General features: G+C 27.4%; 11 protein-coding genes and 1 pseudogene. 11 read left to right on the forward strand and 1 reads right to left on the reverse strand.

The genetic code is table 11. The features are described 5' to 3' along the window. The 4 genes and pseudogenes from LLF98_RS11925 to LLF98_RS11940 form a co-directional block, all read left to right on the forward strand. Positions 1 to 199 (forward strand): annotated as a pseudogene (locus tag LLF98_RS11925) (IS200/IS605 family accessory protein TnpB-related protein); the annotation flags it as partial. A 269-nt stretch (positions 200 to 468) separates the two neighbouring features. Further along, positions 469 to 1,140, forward strand: a complete 672-nt coding sequence (locus LLF98_RS11930; RefSeq protein WP_291703860.1) for an isoprenylcysteine carboxylmethyltransferase family protein — start codon at positions 469 to 471, stop codon at positions 1,138 to 1,140. A gap of 294 nt (positions 1,141 to 1,434) precedes the next feature. After that, the gene (locus tag LLF98_RS11935; RefSeq protein WP_291703862.1) at positions 1,435 to 2,295 is read left to right on the forward strand and encodes an N-acetylmuramoyl-L-alanine amidase; all 861 of its coding nucleotides are present in this window, start codon (positions 1,435 to 1,437) and stop codon (positions 2,293 to 2,295) included. Between the two features lie 31 nt (positions 2,296 to 2,326). Then, complete coding sequence (locus LLF98_RS11940; protein ID WP_291703864.1) at positions 2,327 to 3,316, forward strand: DUF5050 domain-containing protein; 990 nt, start codon at positions 2,327 to 2,329, stop codon at positions 3,314 to 3,316. Between the two features lie 404 nt (positions 3,317 to 3,720). On the opposite strand, the gene LLF98_RS11945 is transcribed toward LLF98_RS11940, so the two are convergent. Then, positions 3,721 to 4,101, reverse strand: a complete 381-nt coding sequence (locus LLF98_RS11945; RefSeq protein WP_291703865.1) for a hypothetical protein — start codon at positions 4,099 to 4,101, stop codon at positions 3,721 to 3,723. Between the two features lie 892 nt (positions 4,102 to 4,993). On the opposite strand from LLF98_RS11945, the gene LLF98_RS11950 reads away from it, so the two are divergent. The 7 genes from LLF98_RS11950 (at position 4,994) to LLF98_RS11980 (ending at position 17,065) form a co-directional block, all read left to right on the forward strand. Next, complete coding sequence (locus tag LLF98_RS11950; protein WP_291703867.1) at positions 4,994 to 6,262, forward strand: hypothetical protein; 1,269 nt, start codon at positions 4,994 to 4,996, stop codon at positions 6,260 to 6,262. 2 nt (positions 6,263 to 6,264) lie between these two features. Further along, the gene (locus LLF98_RS11955; RefSeq protein ID WP_291703869.1) at positions 6,265 to 7,977 is read left to right on the forward strand and encodes an Hsp70 family protein; all 1,713 of its coding nucleotides are present in this window, start codon (positions 6,265 to 6,267) and stop codon (positions 7,975 to 7,977) included. A gap of 13 nt (positions 7,978 to 7,990) precedes the next feature. Beyond that, positions 7,991 to 9,595, forward strand: a complete 1,605-nt coding sequence (locus LLF98_RS11960; protein ID WP_291703871.1) for a hypothetical protein — start codon at positions 7,991 to 7,993, stop codon at positions 9,593 to 9,595. Further along, positions 9,596 to 11,347: an MBL fold metallo-hydrolase gene (locus LLF98_RS11965; protein ID WP_291703873.1), complete on the forward strand. Its 1,752-nt coding sequence runs from the start codon at positions 9,596 to 9,598 to the stop codon at positions 11,345 to 11,347. It begins immediately after the preceding gene. A 250-nt stretch (positions 11,348 to 11,597) separates the two neighbouring features. Then, positions 11,598 to 12,860, forward strand: a complete 1,263-nt coding sequence (locus LLF98_RS11970) for a hybrid sensor histidine kinase/response regulator (protein ID WP_291703876.1) — start codon at positions 11,598 to 11,600, stop codon at positions 12,858 to 12,860. 16 nt (positions 12,861 to 12,876) lie between these two features. Further along, complete coding sequence (locus tag LLF98_RS11975; protein WP_291703877.1) at positions 12,877 to 13,836, forward strand: substrate-binding domain-containing protein; 960 nt, start codon at positions 12,877 to 12,879, stop codon at positions 13,834 to 13,836. A 25-nt stretch (positions 13,837 to 13,861) separates the two neighbouring features. After that, positions 13,862 to 17,065, forward strand: coding sequence for a response regulator (locus LLF98_RS11980; RefSeq protein WP_291703879.1), 3,204 nt, complete (start codon positions 13,862 to 13,864; stop codon positions 17,063 to 17,065). Positions 17,066 to 17,080: the final 15 nt, after the last annotated feature.

A 17,080-nucleotide genomic window follows, 5' to 3' on the forward strand; every position in this document is an offset into this window, starting at 1 on the left:
CAGAAGAAGTTATAACTTAAAAGAAAAAGTACCAAAGATATTAAAAGACAGATTAGTAATAAATTCAGATAAATTTAATAAGAAAAATGAATGGTCAAGATGGAACGAAATTAATAAAAATATAAAAAGAAAGGTAGGTGAGAATCCTGGTTTATGGTTAGTTAACAGGAAGAAAATACTTGGAATAGTAAGTTTATAATAGCTTTAATGTAAGATAAACTGCCAAAGTACACCTAGTAGGAAAGGCTTTGGTGGATAATCATATTAGGGGCTGAGTAACACTCGCAATTCTGTTGTACTTTATAAGAATATTGAATTATAAAGGCTATATGGAATTTTAGTATAACAGTACTAACCTAAGTAGTTGAATCCTGTGATACTACCGTCTTATTTAATGGATAAGATGAAAAATTGTAATAGATAGTATATGTTATTATTTGTTACGGTTTTAGAAACCAGGTAATATTATTGGGAAATAATAATATATCAAAGAAGAAGGTATTTACAGTTCCAATTGTACTTATGATTATTATATGGATTACTTTATTTCTTCTAGCAGGAACAACAAAATTTTGGCAAGCATGGATTTTTTGGTTAGGTTTCTCAATAATAACTTTTTTTATTGCGGGTTATTTTATAAAAAGGAATCCTGAATTTCTAGTAAGGCGAACAAAGATGAAGCAAGCGAAACAAAATAAAAAAACTCCAGCATTTTTAAAAGCATATTATATTGGTTTTATTTTACCTGGTATTGATTTTAGATTTCATTGGTCAAATGAACCATTATGGATTGTAATTTTATCAAACATTATTGTTTTTGCAGCATATATTTTTATATTTTATGTTTTCAAGGAAAATAGTTATGCATCCACTGTTATACAAGTAGAAAATGAACAACATGTTATTTCATCTGGTCCATACTCAATAGTTCGCCATCCTATGTATTTAGGAATGATAATAATGGCATTATTTATGCCACTTGCACTTGGGTCTTATTTTTCCATAATACCTATGTTTCTGATAATACCTATAACTATAATTAGGATAAAAAATGAAGAAGAAACACTTTTAAGAGAACTTAAGGGATATAAAGATTATTGCTTAAAAACACATTATCGTTTAATTCCTTTAATTTGGTAAGTATAAAATAAAATTCTATTTATAAAGATAATTATATGACTCAATATTCTTAATTTGAGAATTATAAACAATGTTGTTGATGGCTTATACTAAAATGGTTAAGCCATTTATTATTAAATAGCAAAAACCTCCTATAGGGATGTAACGGAGAACCATACCATAAGTACCAGCATTCTGCTAAATGTATATCTGGCTTAACTACTATAGTAAATGAATAGTGTAAAGCAATCTATGAAAAAATAGAATCAAAATATATCTACAGTATAGAGAAAAATTTAGTGAGGGTAAATATTTATGAGAAAATTTATATGTATAGTCCTTGGAATGCTACTAGCCTGCATTTTCATATTACCAGTTTCTTATTGTAATGCAGAAACTACTACTACAAGTGAAGCTAGTAATAGTAAAGTGTATGATTTACAGCAGAATGCTTTTAAATATTATCAAGTTAAGCATAAAGGAGCTTTAGGAATTCCAATTTCATGTTCATGCGCAGAATCTGAGGCAGGAGATATTAGAAAATATACAGTAGAGCCCAAGTATTCTGAATCCATTAATGGTAATAAGGTTGAAATAACTATTTCACAAGTTAATGTTACTGGTTCAGCTGATAACTTTAGTTCAATTTTGAAAGACAATAAGTATATAAAGAGCATAAAGCTAGATAAACTTAATAGTAATACAGTAAAAGTTGATATTGAGACTTCTGGAAAAATAGATATTAAAATCAATCTAGTAAAAAGAAGATATTCTCCATTAGGAGACAATAAATATGAATTTAAAACTTTTATAGATGTTACTTTTAAAGAAAAAGTTAAAGATAATTCTAAAATAATAATTATTGATCCTGGTCATGGGGGTTCAGAGCTTGGAACGACAGCTAATTTTACTTATGAAAAGCAATTAAATTTAGATATATCTAAAAGAGTAAAAGAAAATCTTGAAAAAGCAGGATATCGTATATATATAACCAGAGATGATGATAGTAATGTAGGATTATTGGATAGAACAGATCCCGCAAATCTTTTAAATGCAGATTTATTTTTCTGTATACACAATAATTCACTTCCACTAGATGTAAATATGCAATGTGTTTATATGTTTAGAGGAACTACGGTACTATATAATTCAACTGCACCAAAACCAGGAAGATAATCAGCCACTAACTGAAGGTAATTACAAAGTTATGATTTTTGTAAAGAAATCTTCAACTAATGGAATAGATCAAAACTCATATGGTACTTATGACAAAATATATAATTTTAATTTTACCTGCTATAACAGTTCAAATGCTCCTAAAAATGATGATTCAAAGGTTTCTAATTCATCAGGTAACATTGTAAACGATGTGATGGCTGTAGAAGATGATGATTATATATATTATATAAACAGAGTTGGAGATATTTATGGAGCAGCCCCTGATTATTTATATAAAATGAAAAAAAATGATCCGCCTAGGAAGGATTTGTGTGACTTAAGCTATAATACACAAGTAATTACAAATAGAGTATGGAATCTTAATCTTGTAGATGACTGGATTTATTATAGTAATTGGAAGGATCCTTTTCATCATAGTATAAATAAAGTTAAAAAAGATGGAACAGAAAACACATGTATAGCAAATGAGGTAACAGGTAATATGTTTTTAGAGGGAAATTGGATATATTATGTTAAAAGAACTAACTCCCATTCAATTGATTTAAATAATATATACAAGATATCCTTAGATGGTACTTGTAGAATAAAGCTTAATTCTAGTGCTGCAGAAGATATGACTGTAAGTAATGAATGGATTTATTACACCAATATATCTGATGGATATAAAATCTACAGAATGAAATTAGATGGCAGTGAGAATACAAAAATTTGTGATGATGAAACGTTATTTATGACTGTATGCGAAGATACTGTATTCTATAGTAATAAGTCAGATGATAATAAGTTATATAAAATAAATGGAGATGGGACTGGAAAAGCGAAATTATCTAATAACAAATCTACATTTATAAATGCAAGTCATGATTATGTTTATTATGTAAATTATTCAGACAATGAAAATCTTTATAAAATTCCAGTTAGTGGAGGAAAATCTGAAAAAATCACTAATGAGTATGGAACTAATATAACAATTCTAAAGGATAAAATATTTTTTGATAACATGTTTTACAGAAAATGATAAAGCCCCTTCTCATTCTGAACAGGAAAGTTAAGGTCTATAGCACCAGATAGTATTGCATAGGGGACTGTGTGGCAGAGTAGGACGTTGCGAGGTAATTGTAGAAAGCACGCCTAAGGAGTGCAAATACCTCTGAAGTCTAAAAATTACCAGGTACAAGTTGTGTAATTTAATAGCTATGGAAATGTCAAAAATTTTAGCCTAAAGTAGAAAGATATTTTCTACTTTAGGCTTTTTATATTGTTTTAACTTTTCATAAAAGGCAGAAAATCCAAAGGAAACTAACTAAAAAGCTCTGCTGATATGTTTGGATTTTTGTGTTTATATGCATCTACTATTTACAATTCTTGTTTATTCAAAAATCTAAGTATGTATAAAAACTATATAAATATATTAAAATAAATTTAATTGCATTTATGGCACTCAGTTAATTTACCACTTTCATTTATCGAACCGCAATTAATTACTTTGCTTCTTAGTAAAGTTCTACAATTCTGCATCTTATGGTAGTGTTGCCCTTGTGGCGTCCAATATACAATCTCTTCATCTGGTATATTAGTGCATTCTATTAGCTTATTTTCATCACTTTTAGAATTTTCTTGGATAGATGTCTTTACTGTTTCCTCTTGGACTTGTACATTATTTTCTTTGAATATGCCTAGTGGCAAGTTCTCAATTGTTGTTATTACTATTTTACGTCTTAAAATACCTGTTGCATAAAGTAAAAATATAACTCCAAGTATTACTGTGAGTAAAAGTAATACTGTTAAAGAATCTCTTATCATTTGATTTTCTCCTTGTTAAAACACTGTTTCTTAATTAATTAAATATAATACAAAATTATATAACTATCTCCAATTTTATATTATATTTCATTTATATGAAATTGGATATAGTTATTTTTAAAATACTTTTTTTATGAAATTCTTAGTTGAACTTATACCCTCAAGAGGCACAATGTCCAGGAGCGTTCAGCCGTTATCTGCATTTATTTATAAATTTAACTAAAATTTATATTTCGCGTCAGAAAATTAGACTTAAGAATGAATAGTATATTGAGAGTATAACACTCCTAACATACTATACCCATTTAAATAAAATACCCTGTAAAGTTGAATTCTTAAGTTTATACTTGAGATATATGTAGACTATACGGGGTATTTTTATTATGCTTATAAGCCAGTAGAAACAAAAAATATATATAATATCTAGTGGTATATTGCATATTTATTTGAAATATTTGGAAAGAACTTACCTACTTTGGTATAATTAATATATAAAGGGGATGAGAATATGAACTAAGATGTAAAAATAATATTGGAATTAATGAAAAACATGATAAGCTATAAATTTGAAGGCGTTGTTATCCCCAAATTATTAGATTAGAGACAAATAGGAATGAGCATTGAGGAATTTGATGAAGCAATTAGGTATATACAAGATAATGGGCTACTTGAAAATGTAGTTCCTATAAATGAAAGAGACGTAGAAAAATAGGATTCTTTTTTAATTCAAGTTAGTTTAATAATTAAATATAAATGTTTAAAAGTATATTATTGGTATCAATTCAATATAATTGTAAAGTAATGGTAATAATTAGAGTTTACTAGAAACAATAAAAAAGTTAAGAATCAAACACAAAGAATATTAAAAAAGAAAAGATGGAGGAATTAATTGATGATAGAAAATGAATTAAGTAACGAAGGTAAGTTTCCTTTTAAATATGATTATTTAGTTTGGTGTCTTATGAACCAGATTCTTATATTAGAAGCAGTTTTAAATGAAGAAAAGCAAACTTTAGAAACTAAAGTTAGAAGCAATTGGAGTAAATACATTTCTACTGAAAAATATTCTTTAGAGAATATAGAAAAAGAATGTAAAAACAATATTAATTCAGAAATTAAAAATTTAAAGTATGATTTTTTAAATAATGAGGGATACCTTGAAATAAAGAATATAAAAAAAGAAGAACTCTATATATTATCAAGTTATTTAAGAATAATGATTTTAATAAATGAAAATAAATTTGAAGGTAATAGATCTAATGATATAAAACTTAAATTTGATTGTATATTAAGTGAATGTAATTTAAAAAATCATTTAAATATACTACAACTAGAGAAACTTGGTAACATAATAAATTTATGTTATAAAAAAGAGTTTAATTATAGGATTATAAACGAATTATTTAAAGGGAGAATAGATTTAATAAAACAAAAATTAGCAGAGATTGAGACATTTATTCCAACAGAAAAATTAAAAGGTTCTATAGAAGCAACTATAGTTGCTGTTGAAAAAGTGGACAATGAGAAAACAGTTGATGATTTATTAGAGCATATTTTAGAAAGTAGTAAGATACTTAAGGAGAAATTAAAAGAACAAAGTAAGCAGGGCACAGAAAGTAAGAATATTAATTCTAAATATAATGAATTAAAAAATGAATATGAAAGAGTTAAATATGAGAAAAATATTTTGTCAATGAAAATTGCAGATTATGTGAAAAAACTTAGTGAAGAGGGACGAAAATATTATCAATTATCTAAGGAAAGTAAGATTAACGAAGAAAATGCCTATTTAAAAGGTATAAGGGATATGTTTAAATGTTTAAATGATCCTGAAAATCTTTTCATTGATAAGATAAATGCTTGTATTAAAGAACAGGAAGATTTAAATCTAAATGATATGAAAAGGTTATCAACAAATCTTATTTATAATCTTGAAAATTTGGGGATATTACAAAATCCAGAATTTGATTTTAATAGTAAATTAACAGTTAGTGAAAAGGAGATTGAAATCTATAGATGTAATAAAGCTTTAGCTGATGAAATAATTGAGAATAAAGAAAATCAGGTTAAAATAAAATATCCTTCATGGATATATATTAATACTGCTTTTTCAAATAAGAAGACAGTCTTATTAAACCCAATGATAACAAAGGGGGAGTGAAAATGACCAGAGAAAAAGGAAATATAATAGGCATTGATTTAGGTACCACTAATACAGTTGTTGCTAAGGGCCAAAAGCATATTTATGGTTTTGGAGCAACTACAATAGAGATTCCACAACGTGATGAAACAGGTAACAACGTAGTTTTCAGTAAAGGTTTTGCCTCTGTATTATATAAAAGAAAAGGTGAAAAAATAGTAGAATCTGGATTATTTGCAAAGGCACAAAAGATAAATCAACCATTGAGAACCATATATAATACTAAACGATATATGGGACTTGAGCATACGTGGAAAATTGATGATATGGAGTTTAAGGCTAGAGATGTTGCTGCTGAAATCATTAGAGTATGTAAGTTGCAATCTGAAAAAACATTTGCAAATAGACAAATAGATGGAGTGACAATATCAGTACCAGCTTCATTTACCAATGACCAAATAAGAGATACAAAAATTGCAGCACAAAAAGCGGGCTTTAAAGAAGAACAAATAAATATAGTTACGGAACCAACAGCAGCATTAATATCTTATATAAATGAATTATCTCTTCAAGATGAAAGTGATAGGGAAATAGATTTTTCTATTATTAAGAGAATTCTTGTATTTGATATAGGTGGTGGTACATGTGATGTATGTATTGTAGATGTTGAGCAAAATGGAATTAATATTTCTTTGAAGCAAAAGGGTGTTGGAAGATATGAAGAACTTGGTGGTATTGATTTTGATGAAAGAGCAGCTGAATTTCTATTTAATAAATACCTAAATGAAAACTCAATTAATCCAAAAATTTTAAGTATGAAAGAAAGAGCTGTTATAGAAAATAAATTAGTTGCATTTTGCGAAAGAGCTAAGGAAAAATTTTCAAGAGATATAGAACTATTTGGAGATATTCTGAATGATGAAAAATTGAAATATGAATATATTTTTGAACGCTTTTATGATGAAAAGGATGAAAAGTTCTCCATTACCAAAAAAGAATTTGATACAGCAACAGCATCACTTTATTTTAAACCTAAGGTGAAGATAAAAGACTCAACTCAGATATCAAGATATAAAAACATAGAAGAGCCAATAATAAAAACATTAAAAGATTACAATATTGATGTAAATTCAATTGATTATGTTTTTTTAACTGGAGGAATGTCTCAATATAAAAACATAAAAGAACGAGTTTTAGAAATAATGAAATTAAATGAAAATAGAATAATTGTCGCACCTAATCCTATGGATGCTTGTGCTATAGGAGCTGCAATATATCATTATTATTCTATAGATATAGATAAAGTTAATGAAAAAATAATAATAGATCCTGAACCTACTGAGTTAAATCAAGAAGGTACAAGTATAATCGATAATCCAATAACATCAGAAGCGATAATGATTGATTTGGTGAAAGGTTTACCTAAAATTGTAATTCCCAAAGGTACTCAAGTACCCTGTGAGGGAAAGATAATAGGAGAGTTTAGAACAGCAAGTCCTTCGGGAATAAAGATTAATTTATATGCTGGAGATAATGAATTGGATTCAAAGATGAGAATTCAAAGAGCTTGGAGAGGAAGTTTCGATCCTCCAGTAAAAATAGGAACTCCTGCTGATATTTATTATAAGATAGATAAATTTAAAGATTTGACATTTAAAATTGTTGTTAATGATGGATTATGTGATCAAGAATTTGAGTTATCATCAGAAACTGATATTAAATTTGAGAATGAATAGGAGAATTAAGGGTATGAGTATAATGGAAGATAAATTTAGAGAAGCTTTAGCAACAAGTAATAATTTTAGGCTTTCTGCTAACGAGGAAATTTCTCCTTCTACAGGAGCACCTCCTACAAATGAAAGTGAAAATAGATTATTTATATGGCAATTTGATGTTACTGATATAAGATCTTTGGTTTCTTATTTTAATGAAATTAGTCATGCAGAATTTAATAACTCTAAATTTAGAAAGATAAAAGAAGACTTAAAATCAATTGGAAAAGATATAGAAAAGAATAATGTTTATCCAGTAGAAGCAATATTGTATGCATCAAAATTAATTAATAATAGATTAACAGATTTAAGTTTAAGAGTGTGCTTAGCTGAGGTTATAGAATATTTCCTTGTAAGAAATGAAGTTAAAGGAGAAAAGGTAATAAGACATATATGTAAAAATTGGACGTGGAGTAACCAACAAAAAATATCAATTTTAGCAGCAAAAGCATTAAATAATATGGACATACTATCTTTAATTTATAATGAGTTCCACGATAGGAGTGAAGTTAAATTAGAATGTTTTACAACTCTTCTTATGTCAGGAAATGAAGAAGCATTAGATATGATATTAAATATGGTTTGTAATTTGAATAGTGATTATGAGGTAGACATTCAAATCGGAAACTTATTTTCAAATAAGTTTGAAGAAAAATTTTTAATAAAAGGAGTTAAGGCTATACAGGATGTAAAAAGTTCAAGACCTGGAATAACTCGTTTTGGAAGAAGGGTTCTTGATAGAATTGCTGTAGAATTATCAGGCACAGATATGAAACCAGAGGGTAGCAATCTGTCAGAACTTATACAAATAGCAAGAAGTGGTATAAAAAATAATGAAGATTACTTTTCAAAAAATTTTATTGCAACCAAAAACAAAAGAAAAAGTGCTTTGCTTGCTCTTAGATATTCAACTGATAAAGATTATGCTTCTAAATTTTTATATGAATTATATAATAAAAATAAGACTAAAATTGATAGTGATGATATAAAAGATACTGCATTATCATTGGCTTTATTGGGAAGTGATAAAAGTATAGAAATTTGTAGAACTAATAAAAATATTACTGATATTAAACCTTATGAATGGGGAGCTAGAATAATATTAGGTGATGATTCTGTATCTGATTTTTTGGCTAAAGATTATTTTGAAGAAAAAATTGGGAATATAAGTGATTATAAAAAAATAATTAGAGGTTGTATAAATAGAAATAAAGCTTTAACAGGAAAAATAGAGAAGAGATTTAAAGAATTAATAGTTCAAGCTAATGAAAGTGATTTTTGCAAATATTTAAAGATAATTAAGACTTTCATAAGGGAATATAATAATATAGCCTCAAGACAAATTATTTTAAACATGATAAATGATAAGGAATCAAGTTTATATAAAAGGATTATTAAATCAAGTTTAATGCAAAATGCTATAATTAATACATTGGGTGATTTGGTTAATGAAGATACTATAAAGCTTTATCAAAATACATTATTCCTTATAGCAAAAAATCCAGACTTTAATATTAAGATAAAAACAAAGGCAAATAGCATTTTAAAGGATTATATTCCACCATCAGAGTTGGAAGCTTAAATGAATATTAATGATGTTATAAAGGATGATAAAAAATATAATCCTTGTAATTTTGAAAAGGAATTTTATCTTAATTCTAATGATTCTATTTTGCCAATTTTAGTTTTTTATAGTTATCTTAATAAAGAGTATTTAAAGTGCATATGTTATAGTGAAAAATGCAAACATCAGTCAATTTCAATAATATACCATATATTATCTTTGTTTAAATTAGGCTATAAACATGAAAGTTATAGAATGTTTATTAACTATAAAGAAAGTATTAATGATTTTGTTTATAATCCAATAATAAAAAATCATATATTACAATGTTTCTTATTATTTAAAGATGATGGATTAAAAAGTGTAATTAGAAGTTTTAATGAAAGTGTTTATAAGGAAATATATATATTTTTTATTAGTATAGTTAATAATATTAATATTGAAGAAAACATAAGGTCTTTAGAAAATATGTTATATGAAAGTGAAAAACTAGATATAAGATATATTATTAGTAGTATTTTAGGCAAATTTAAAGATGATAAATATTCTTTAATAGCCCAAAAATTAATTGATAAAAAACCAAAGGAATATGAAAAAGAAGATTTTAAATTAAATAAAGAATGTAGAATATATAGTTCTTTTGATTATGAAGATGATAATTATACTATATTATCATATAAATCTCAGCATATGATGAACATGCATTTAATAGAATACAAAAATAATGTACTTATTATAGACTGTGGAGCTTCTATAGAGAGAGAGTGTTATATTAATAAAATTAATGTAAAAGAGTTTTTTGAAAAAAATAATATAAGTATAAATTGTATTCAAGGAGTTCTTATAACCCACGCACATTTTGATCACTATGGTAGTTTAAATGAGCTTACTAAATACAATATCAAATGCTATATGACTTTAGAGACAGAACAATTAATAAGAAGAACTAATAAAGATTTTGTATTTAATAATGTTACAATAATAGATGATAATGAGAACTTTACTTTAGGGAGATTTAAAATAAAAGCATTTAAGAATGGGCATATATTAGGATCTGTTGGATATATAATTGAGGGAAATGAAAAAAGAATTATGATTACTGGTGATTTTTGTCTAAATAATCAGAGTTCTGTATTAGGAATGAACCTTAAAGATAAAGGTAAAATAGATTATTTAATTATAGAAACCACTTATGGAGATAAAAAATTTAGTTTAAGTTATTTAGATAGAATGAAAAGTATAAAAGAAATAGTAAAGTCATCTTTAAAATATGGAATACAAGTTCTGATACCATCTTTTGCGATTGGACGAGCTCAAGAAGTAGCAAAGATATTAGAAGATTTAAGTAAAGAATATAAAATTTTAATCGATGGTAATGCTACAGAGATAACAAAATATTACTTGAAAAATTCATTCCTAAAAATTAATAAAAATATAGATATTAATTCTTGTTATGGTATTCGGGATAATTTGAATATATATGATATTATAATATGTAGTTCTGGAATGCTAAATAAAGGAAGTAAATCTGAACAATATTTAAATTATATTCAAAATGATAATATTCATAGTAATTATACTGTAATTAAAGTTGGATATATACCTGAGCATAATCAAGAATATAAAGATTTAATGTTTTATGATTCAATAAATGTAAACTTATTTGATATAGGATTATCAGCACATGGAACTTATAATCAGTTAATAAAAACTATAGATTTATTAAATCCTTCAGTAGTTATACAAGTTCACGGAAATGGTATAAAATAAATTGATTTTTAGAATTTTAAGTGTTTAGTTTAGAATGTTGAAAGTACTGAGAAAAGTAGGAGTCTATTAAAGATTCCTACTTTTTTAATCTTTAAAATTGTAATAGTTAACAAAATATTTCATATTATGATAAGCTTGTGATATAATTAATCGGTAAAAGTAAAAAAATAGATAAATAGGATATGATTATTAATTAGTTTGATAAAAATATAGTTAGATATTATTAAACGTGTAAGAGAGGTATTCAAATATGGTATCAGATAATTTATATACAATTTTAGTTGTCGATGATAATCAAAACAATTTATTCACTGCAAGAGCCCTTATAGGAGAATATATAAGTGCACAGGTGATCCTAGCAGACACTTCAACAAAGGCATTACATGAACTCATGAAACATTCAGTAGATTTGATTATCTTAGATGTACATATGAAGAGTGGGATGGATGGATTTGAACTGGCAAAAATAATAAAAAGTAGAAAAAAAACAGAACATATTCCCATCGTGTTTTTAACAGCAGCTTATATAACTGAGGAGTTTAAGAAAAAAGGTTTTGAAATAGGGGCAGTAGATTATCTTACTAAACCTATCAATGACTTTTTATTCATAAACAGAATAAATGTATATTTGAAACTTATTGAAAAAGAAAGAAAAATGAATATGCGTCTGCAAGAGCAAGCTGAGGAATTAAAAAGAGCAAAAAATATAGCAGAAGCAGCTAATGAGGCCAAAGATATGTTTCTCGCAAATATATCTCATGAACTGAGAACTCCTTTAAATATTCTGCTTGGAACAACCCAACTAACGAAATATCATCTTGAAAATGATAAAGTTATTGATAAAGAAAAAATATACATAAAATTAAATTCTCAGATTCAAAATTGTTATAGGCTTATAAGAATAGTTAATAATCTGATAGATATTACAAAAATAGATTCTAGTAATTTTCCTCTTAATTTATCAAACTGTAATATTGTTGAGGTTGTAGAAGCTATTGTAACATCAGTAGTGGAATATGCAGGATTAAAAAATATTAAAATAACATTTGATACGGATGTTGAAGAGGTAATTCTTGCTTGTGATTTGGATTCTATTGAAAGAATTATTTTAAATCTTTTATCTAATGCTATAAAATTTACACCTAAAGATGGAAATATTTTTGTAAGTATTAGTAATGTTAATGATTCAGTTCAAATTAGAACCAAAGATTCAGGCATTGGAATTCCTAAAGATGAAATAAATATGATTTTTGACAGATTCAAGCAAGTGGACAACCTTCTTACAAGGAGCAATGAGGGCAGCGGTATTGGACTTAATCTCGTGAAGTCTCTTGTTGAAATGCATAACGGAACTATACGAGTTAATAGTGAATATAAAAAGGGAAGTGAATTCATTGTTGAAATTCCTATTAGAAAAATGAATAATGATCAAATTCCTGAAAATGTCGCTAATAATATTTTCAATAATGTAATTTCAAAAATTGATGTAGAATTTTCTGATATATATTTTTAGGGAGGCAGAGCAAATAATGAAAAAAATTTTATCAATGATACTTGTTATTGTTATAGTCACATATTTGTTTACTGGTTGTGCAGCGAAAACAAATTACATTACAAAATATAATGGAAAGATTAAGATTGGCGTTTGTATCTACGATTATAATGACGCATTCATGTCTTATATGATTAAGGAAATGAAGGATTACTCCCAGTCCTTAAATAATGTTGAAATTGAATATGCTGATTCCCAAAGGGATTCCAATAGAGAATTGGAACAGGCTGAAAATTTTATATCAAAGGGAGTAGATGTTCTAGTTGTTAATCCAGTTGATACAGATTCAACTGATCCCATAAGCGACAAAGCTAATGCAGCTGGGGTTCCAATAATAAGCGTTAACAATAAATTTAATAACGAAAATGATCCAGTATGCTTTATAGATTCAAACAAAAAACAGTCTGCCATATTGGAGATGGAATATCTAGCTAAAAAAGTCAATTATAAAGGAAATGTTGCAATTATCATGGGGATTATGGGTCAGGATGGGCAGAGACTTAGAACTCAAGGTTTCCATGAAGTAATAGCAAAGTATCCTGACATGAAGATTGTTGCGGAACAAGCAGCGGACTGGAATAGATCTAAAGGTAGGGCTCTAATGGAAATTTGGCTTCAATCTGCCAAAGATATAAATGTTGTAGCTTGCGAAAACGATGAATTAGCAATAGGCGCATTAACGGCTATAGAAAAAGCAGGAAAACTTGGAAAGATAAATGTAGGAGGTATAAATGCTAGTCCTGATGCTCTAGATTACTTACAGAGTGGTAAATTAGCTGTTACAGTATTCCCAAATTTAATTGGTCAAAGTCACGCTGTTTTAGATAATGCAGTTAAAGCAGCTAAGGGTGAAAAAGTAGAGAAAACAATAATTTTCGAAGATGAATTAGTTACTCCAAAAGATGCAGACAAATATATAGCAAAATGGAAAAATTAAAGAAACCACTTTAAAGGAGAAATTTATGGATATTTTTAAAAACTTTAGCATAAAGAAAAAATTTTTTATATTATTTTTTATTTGCATTACAACATTTATTGGATTTGGTACCTTTGCTTTAATGGAGCTTTCTAACTTGGCACAAGTAACGCAAAAGTTATATACTCAATCATCAAAGGTTTCCGATGCTACTGTGAAAGCAAAATTCGATTTGGTTGAGATTAGCAGTTCAATTAAGGATGTAATTTTATTATCAAATAGTGACGAGATTCAAAATCAAATAGAAAAAGTTTCGCAATATGAAGTCGATTTGCAAAGAAACTTAGATATTATAGATGAAAATTCTGTTGATTCTAATACTAAAAGAAATTTAAAAGACGCGAGTGACCTTCTTTCAAAGTGGTGGAAGCCAGAACGGGAGAAAATCATTGCAGATGTGCAAACAGGTAAAAAAGATGAGTCTTTAGAGATATCGAGAGGAATAAGTTCAGATTTTGCTGAACAGCTTGAGCTTTATCTTAATAATATATATTTAACTTCTAAAACTAATCAAGTTAACTTAATAAAACAATCAGATAACCTGCAAAATTCAGCAAGAATAGGCATAATTATAACTTTAGTAATTCTAGTTAGTGCACTAACATTATCATTTATAATGATGATAAGAGGTATAATAACTCCGATTAATAAATTAAAAGAGCATATGGCTTACATATCTGAGTCAGGGAAATTACACTTATATGAAATAATGCAAAACAATGAAATTTCAGAAATGGCTAGAAACTATAATATGCTGATAAATAAATTAAAGAATGAATTTTGGATTAATAATATTCAAAATTCTTTGAATAAGCAAATTGCTGGAAACATTTCGGTAAGAGAATTGGCTCAAAGGGTAATAAATTTCTTATCTAGGTCATTAGATGTTGGAAGTGGAACATTTTATATATATAATAATAAAGAAAACAAACTTATTTTAAATTCTTCATTTGCTTTTACAGAAAGAGATAGATTATCTAATACATATGAGCTTGGTGAAGGAATAGTTGGACAAGTAGCCTTAGAGAAAAAGCCAATACTTCTTAAAAATGTAAGAAAATCAGAAGGCACAATTTGTACTGGAACTATAAATGAAGCTCCACTTAATATTTATGCTTTTCCATTAATTTATGATAATGAGCTTTGTGGAGTTATTGAGTTATCATCCTTTGATACTTTTAATGAATTAAAGCAGGATCTTATAGACGCAGCAAGTCATATAATTGCTACAAATCTATACTCTGCAATTCAAAATGAACAAATTAAACACCTACTGGAAATAAGTAAAAACGCAACAAAAGAAGCACAAGAAGTGTCAATTCAGTTAGCAGATGCAAATGAAGTGCTAGAAGAGCAGCAAAGGCAGCTTCAGGTTCAAACAGAAGAATTACAGCAAACTAATGCCCAATTTGAAGAGCATCAACAAATACTTCAACAGCAAAGTGAAGAGATGCAGAAAACTAATGCTCAGCTTGAGGAAAATCAATTGCTTATGGAGGAGCAAGCAAAACTCCTAATAATTAAAAATGAAGAATTAGAAAAATCCAAAATAGAGATTTTGGCAAAATCAAAAGATTATGAAATGGCAAATAAATATAAAACTCAGTTTTTGGCGAATATTTCTCATGAGCTTAGGACACCACTTAATTCTATTCTATTATTATCAAAACTTTTAATAAAGGGCAATAAAGATATTACAAATCAAGATGCTCAAGAAAAAATACAAGTAATATTTAAAGCTGGACAGGATCTATTAAGTTTAATAAGTGATATTTTAGACTTATCAAAAATTGAAGCAGGAAAAGTAGAATTAAACTATGAATATTTTAATTCCAGTGAGATTATTGAAGAGCTTAGTGATTTGTTTAATGAAATCGCAATTGGAAAAGAAATCGAATTTATATGCGAAGATGAGTTTGGAGATAGTATCTATGGGGATAGGGAAAAAATTTCTCAAGTGTTAAAAAATTTCTTATCTAATGCATTTAAATTTACACATGAAGGTTATGTAAAACTAAAAATTGCAAGGGATGCCCAATTGGATAATAACCTGGTATTTTCTGTAATGGACACAGGGATTGGTATATCTAAAGATAATTTAGATATTATTTTTGATGAGTTTCATCAAGGAGATGGATCTATCTCAAGAAAATATGGTGGCACAGGACTAGGACTATCCATAAGCAACAAGCTTAGTGAGCTTATGAAGGGAAAAATAAAACTAATCAGTGAGCTTGGCATGGGAAGCACCTTCTCATTGTATTTGCCTCTTACAGTTCAAGGACAAGCTATCTATAAAGAGGAAGAGGCAGCAGCTACTAGAAGTGAACAAAAGAGTATAGTAAATTATGTATCTGAAGAGATAAAAGATGAAAAGTACAAAAGATTGCTTATCGTTGAAGATAATATAAGTTTACTTCAATCCATTATAGATATATCTGAAGGGATAGGCTTTAGTGTATTAACATCTAATAATGGAACTGAATGCCTTAAGTTTATAGAAGAAAATAAAATTGATGGTATTGTGTTGGATTTAGGCTTGCCAGGCATACAAGGTATTGATTTATTAAAAAAGATTAATATGTCACTAAAACAAAAGAATTTAAGTATACCTGTCATTATTTATACAGATATGGATATAAGTAGCGAGCAGGAAAAAGAGATGATGTTATATTCAGACAGCATAATTATTAAGACTACAAATTCTTTTGAAAGGCTGTTAGATGAATTAACTTTAATACTTCAAAAGGTTAATAGCGAAAAAGAATATAATAATATTATTAGTACTAAGATTAGTAAAGATAGTGCATTGAATCTGGAGAATAAAAAAATACTGATTGTAGATGATGATGCAAGAAATATATTTGTTCTTGCAGCTGCCTTAGAAGAGTATGGTGCAGAAATAATTGAAGCTGAAAATGGAAAAGTTGCTCTGGAAAGGCTAGAAAATGAAGTTTGTGATTTAATTTTAATGGATATTATGATGCCTGTTATGAATGGATATGAAGCAATTAAAGCTATACGAAGTAATAATGTAATAAAACATATACCAATTATAGCTACCACAGCAAAAGCTTTAAAAGACGATAGAGAAAAGTGCATGGAAGCTGGAGCAAATGATTATATTTCTAAGCCAATTGATTACGATGTGCTTATAACCTTAGTAAAGGCTTGGATAAATAAAGCTTAAGAAACAATGGAGGAA

This window comes from Clostridium sp. (genome assembly GCF_021372645.1).
Lineage (GTDB): Bacteria > Bacillota > Clostridia > Clostridiales > Clostridiaceae > Clostridium.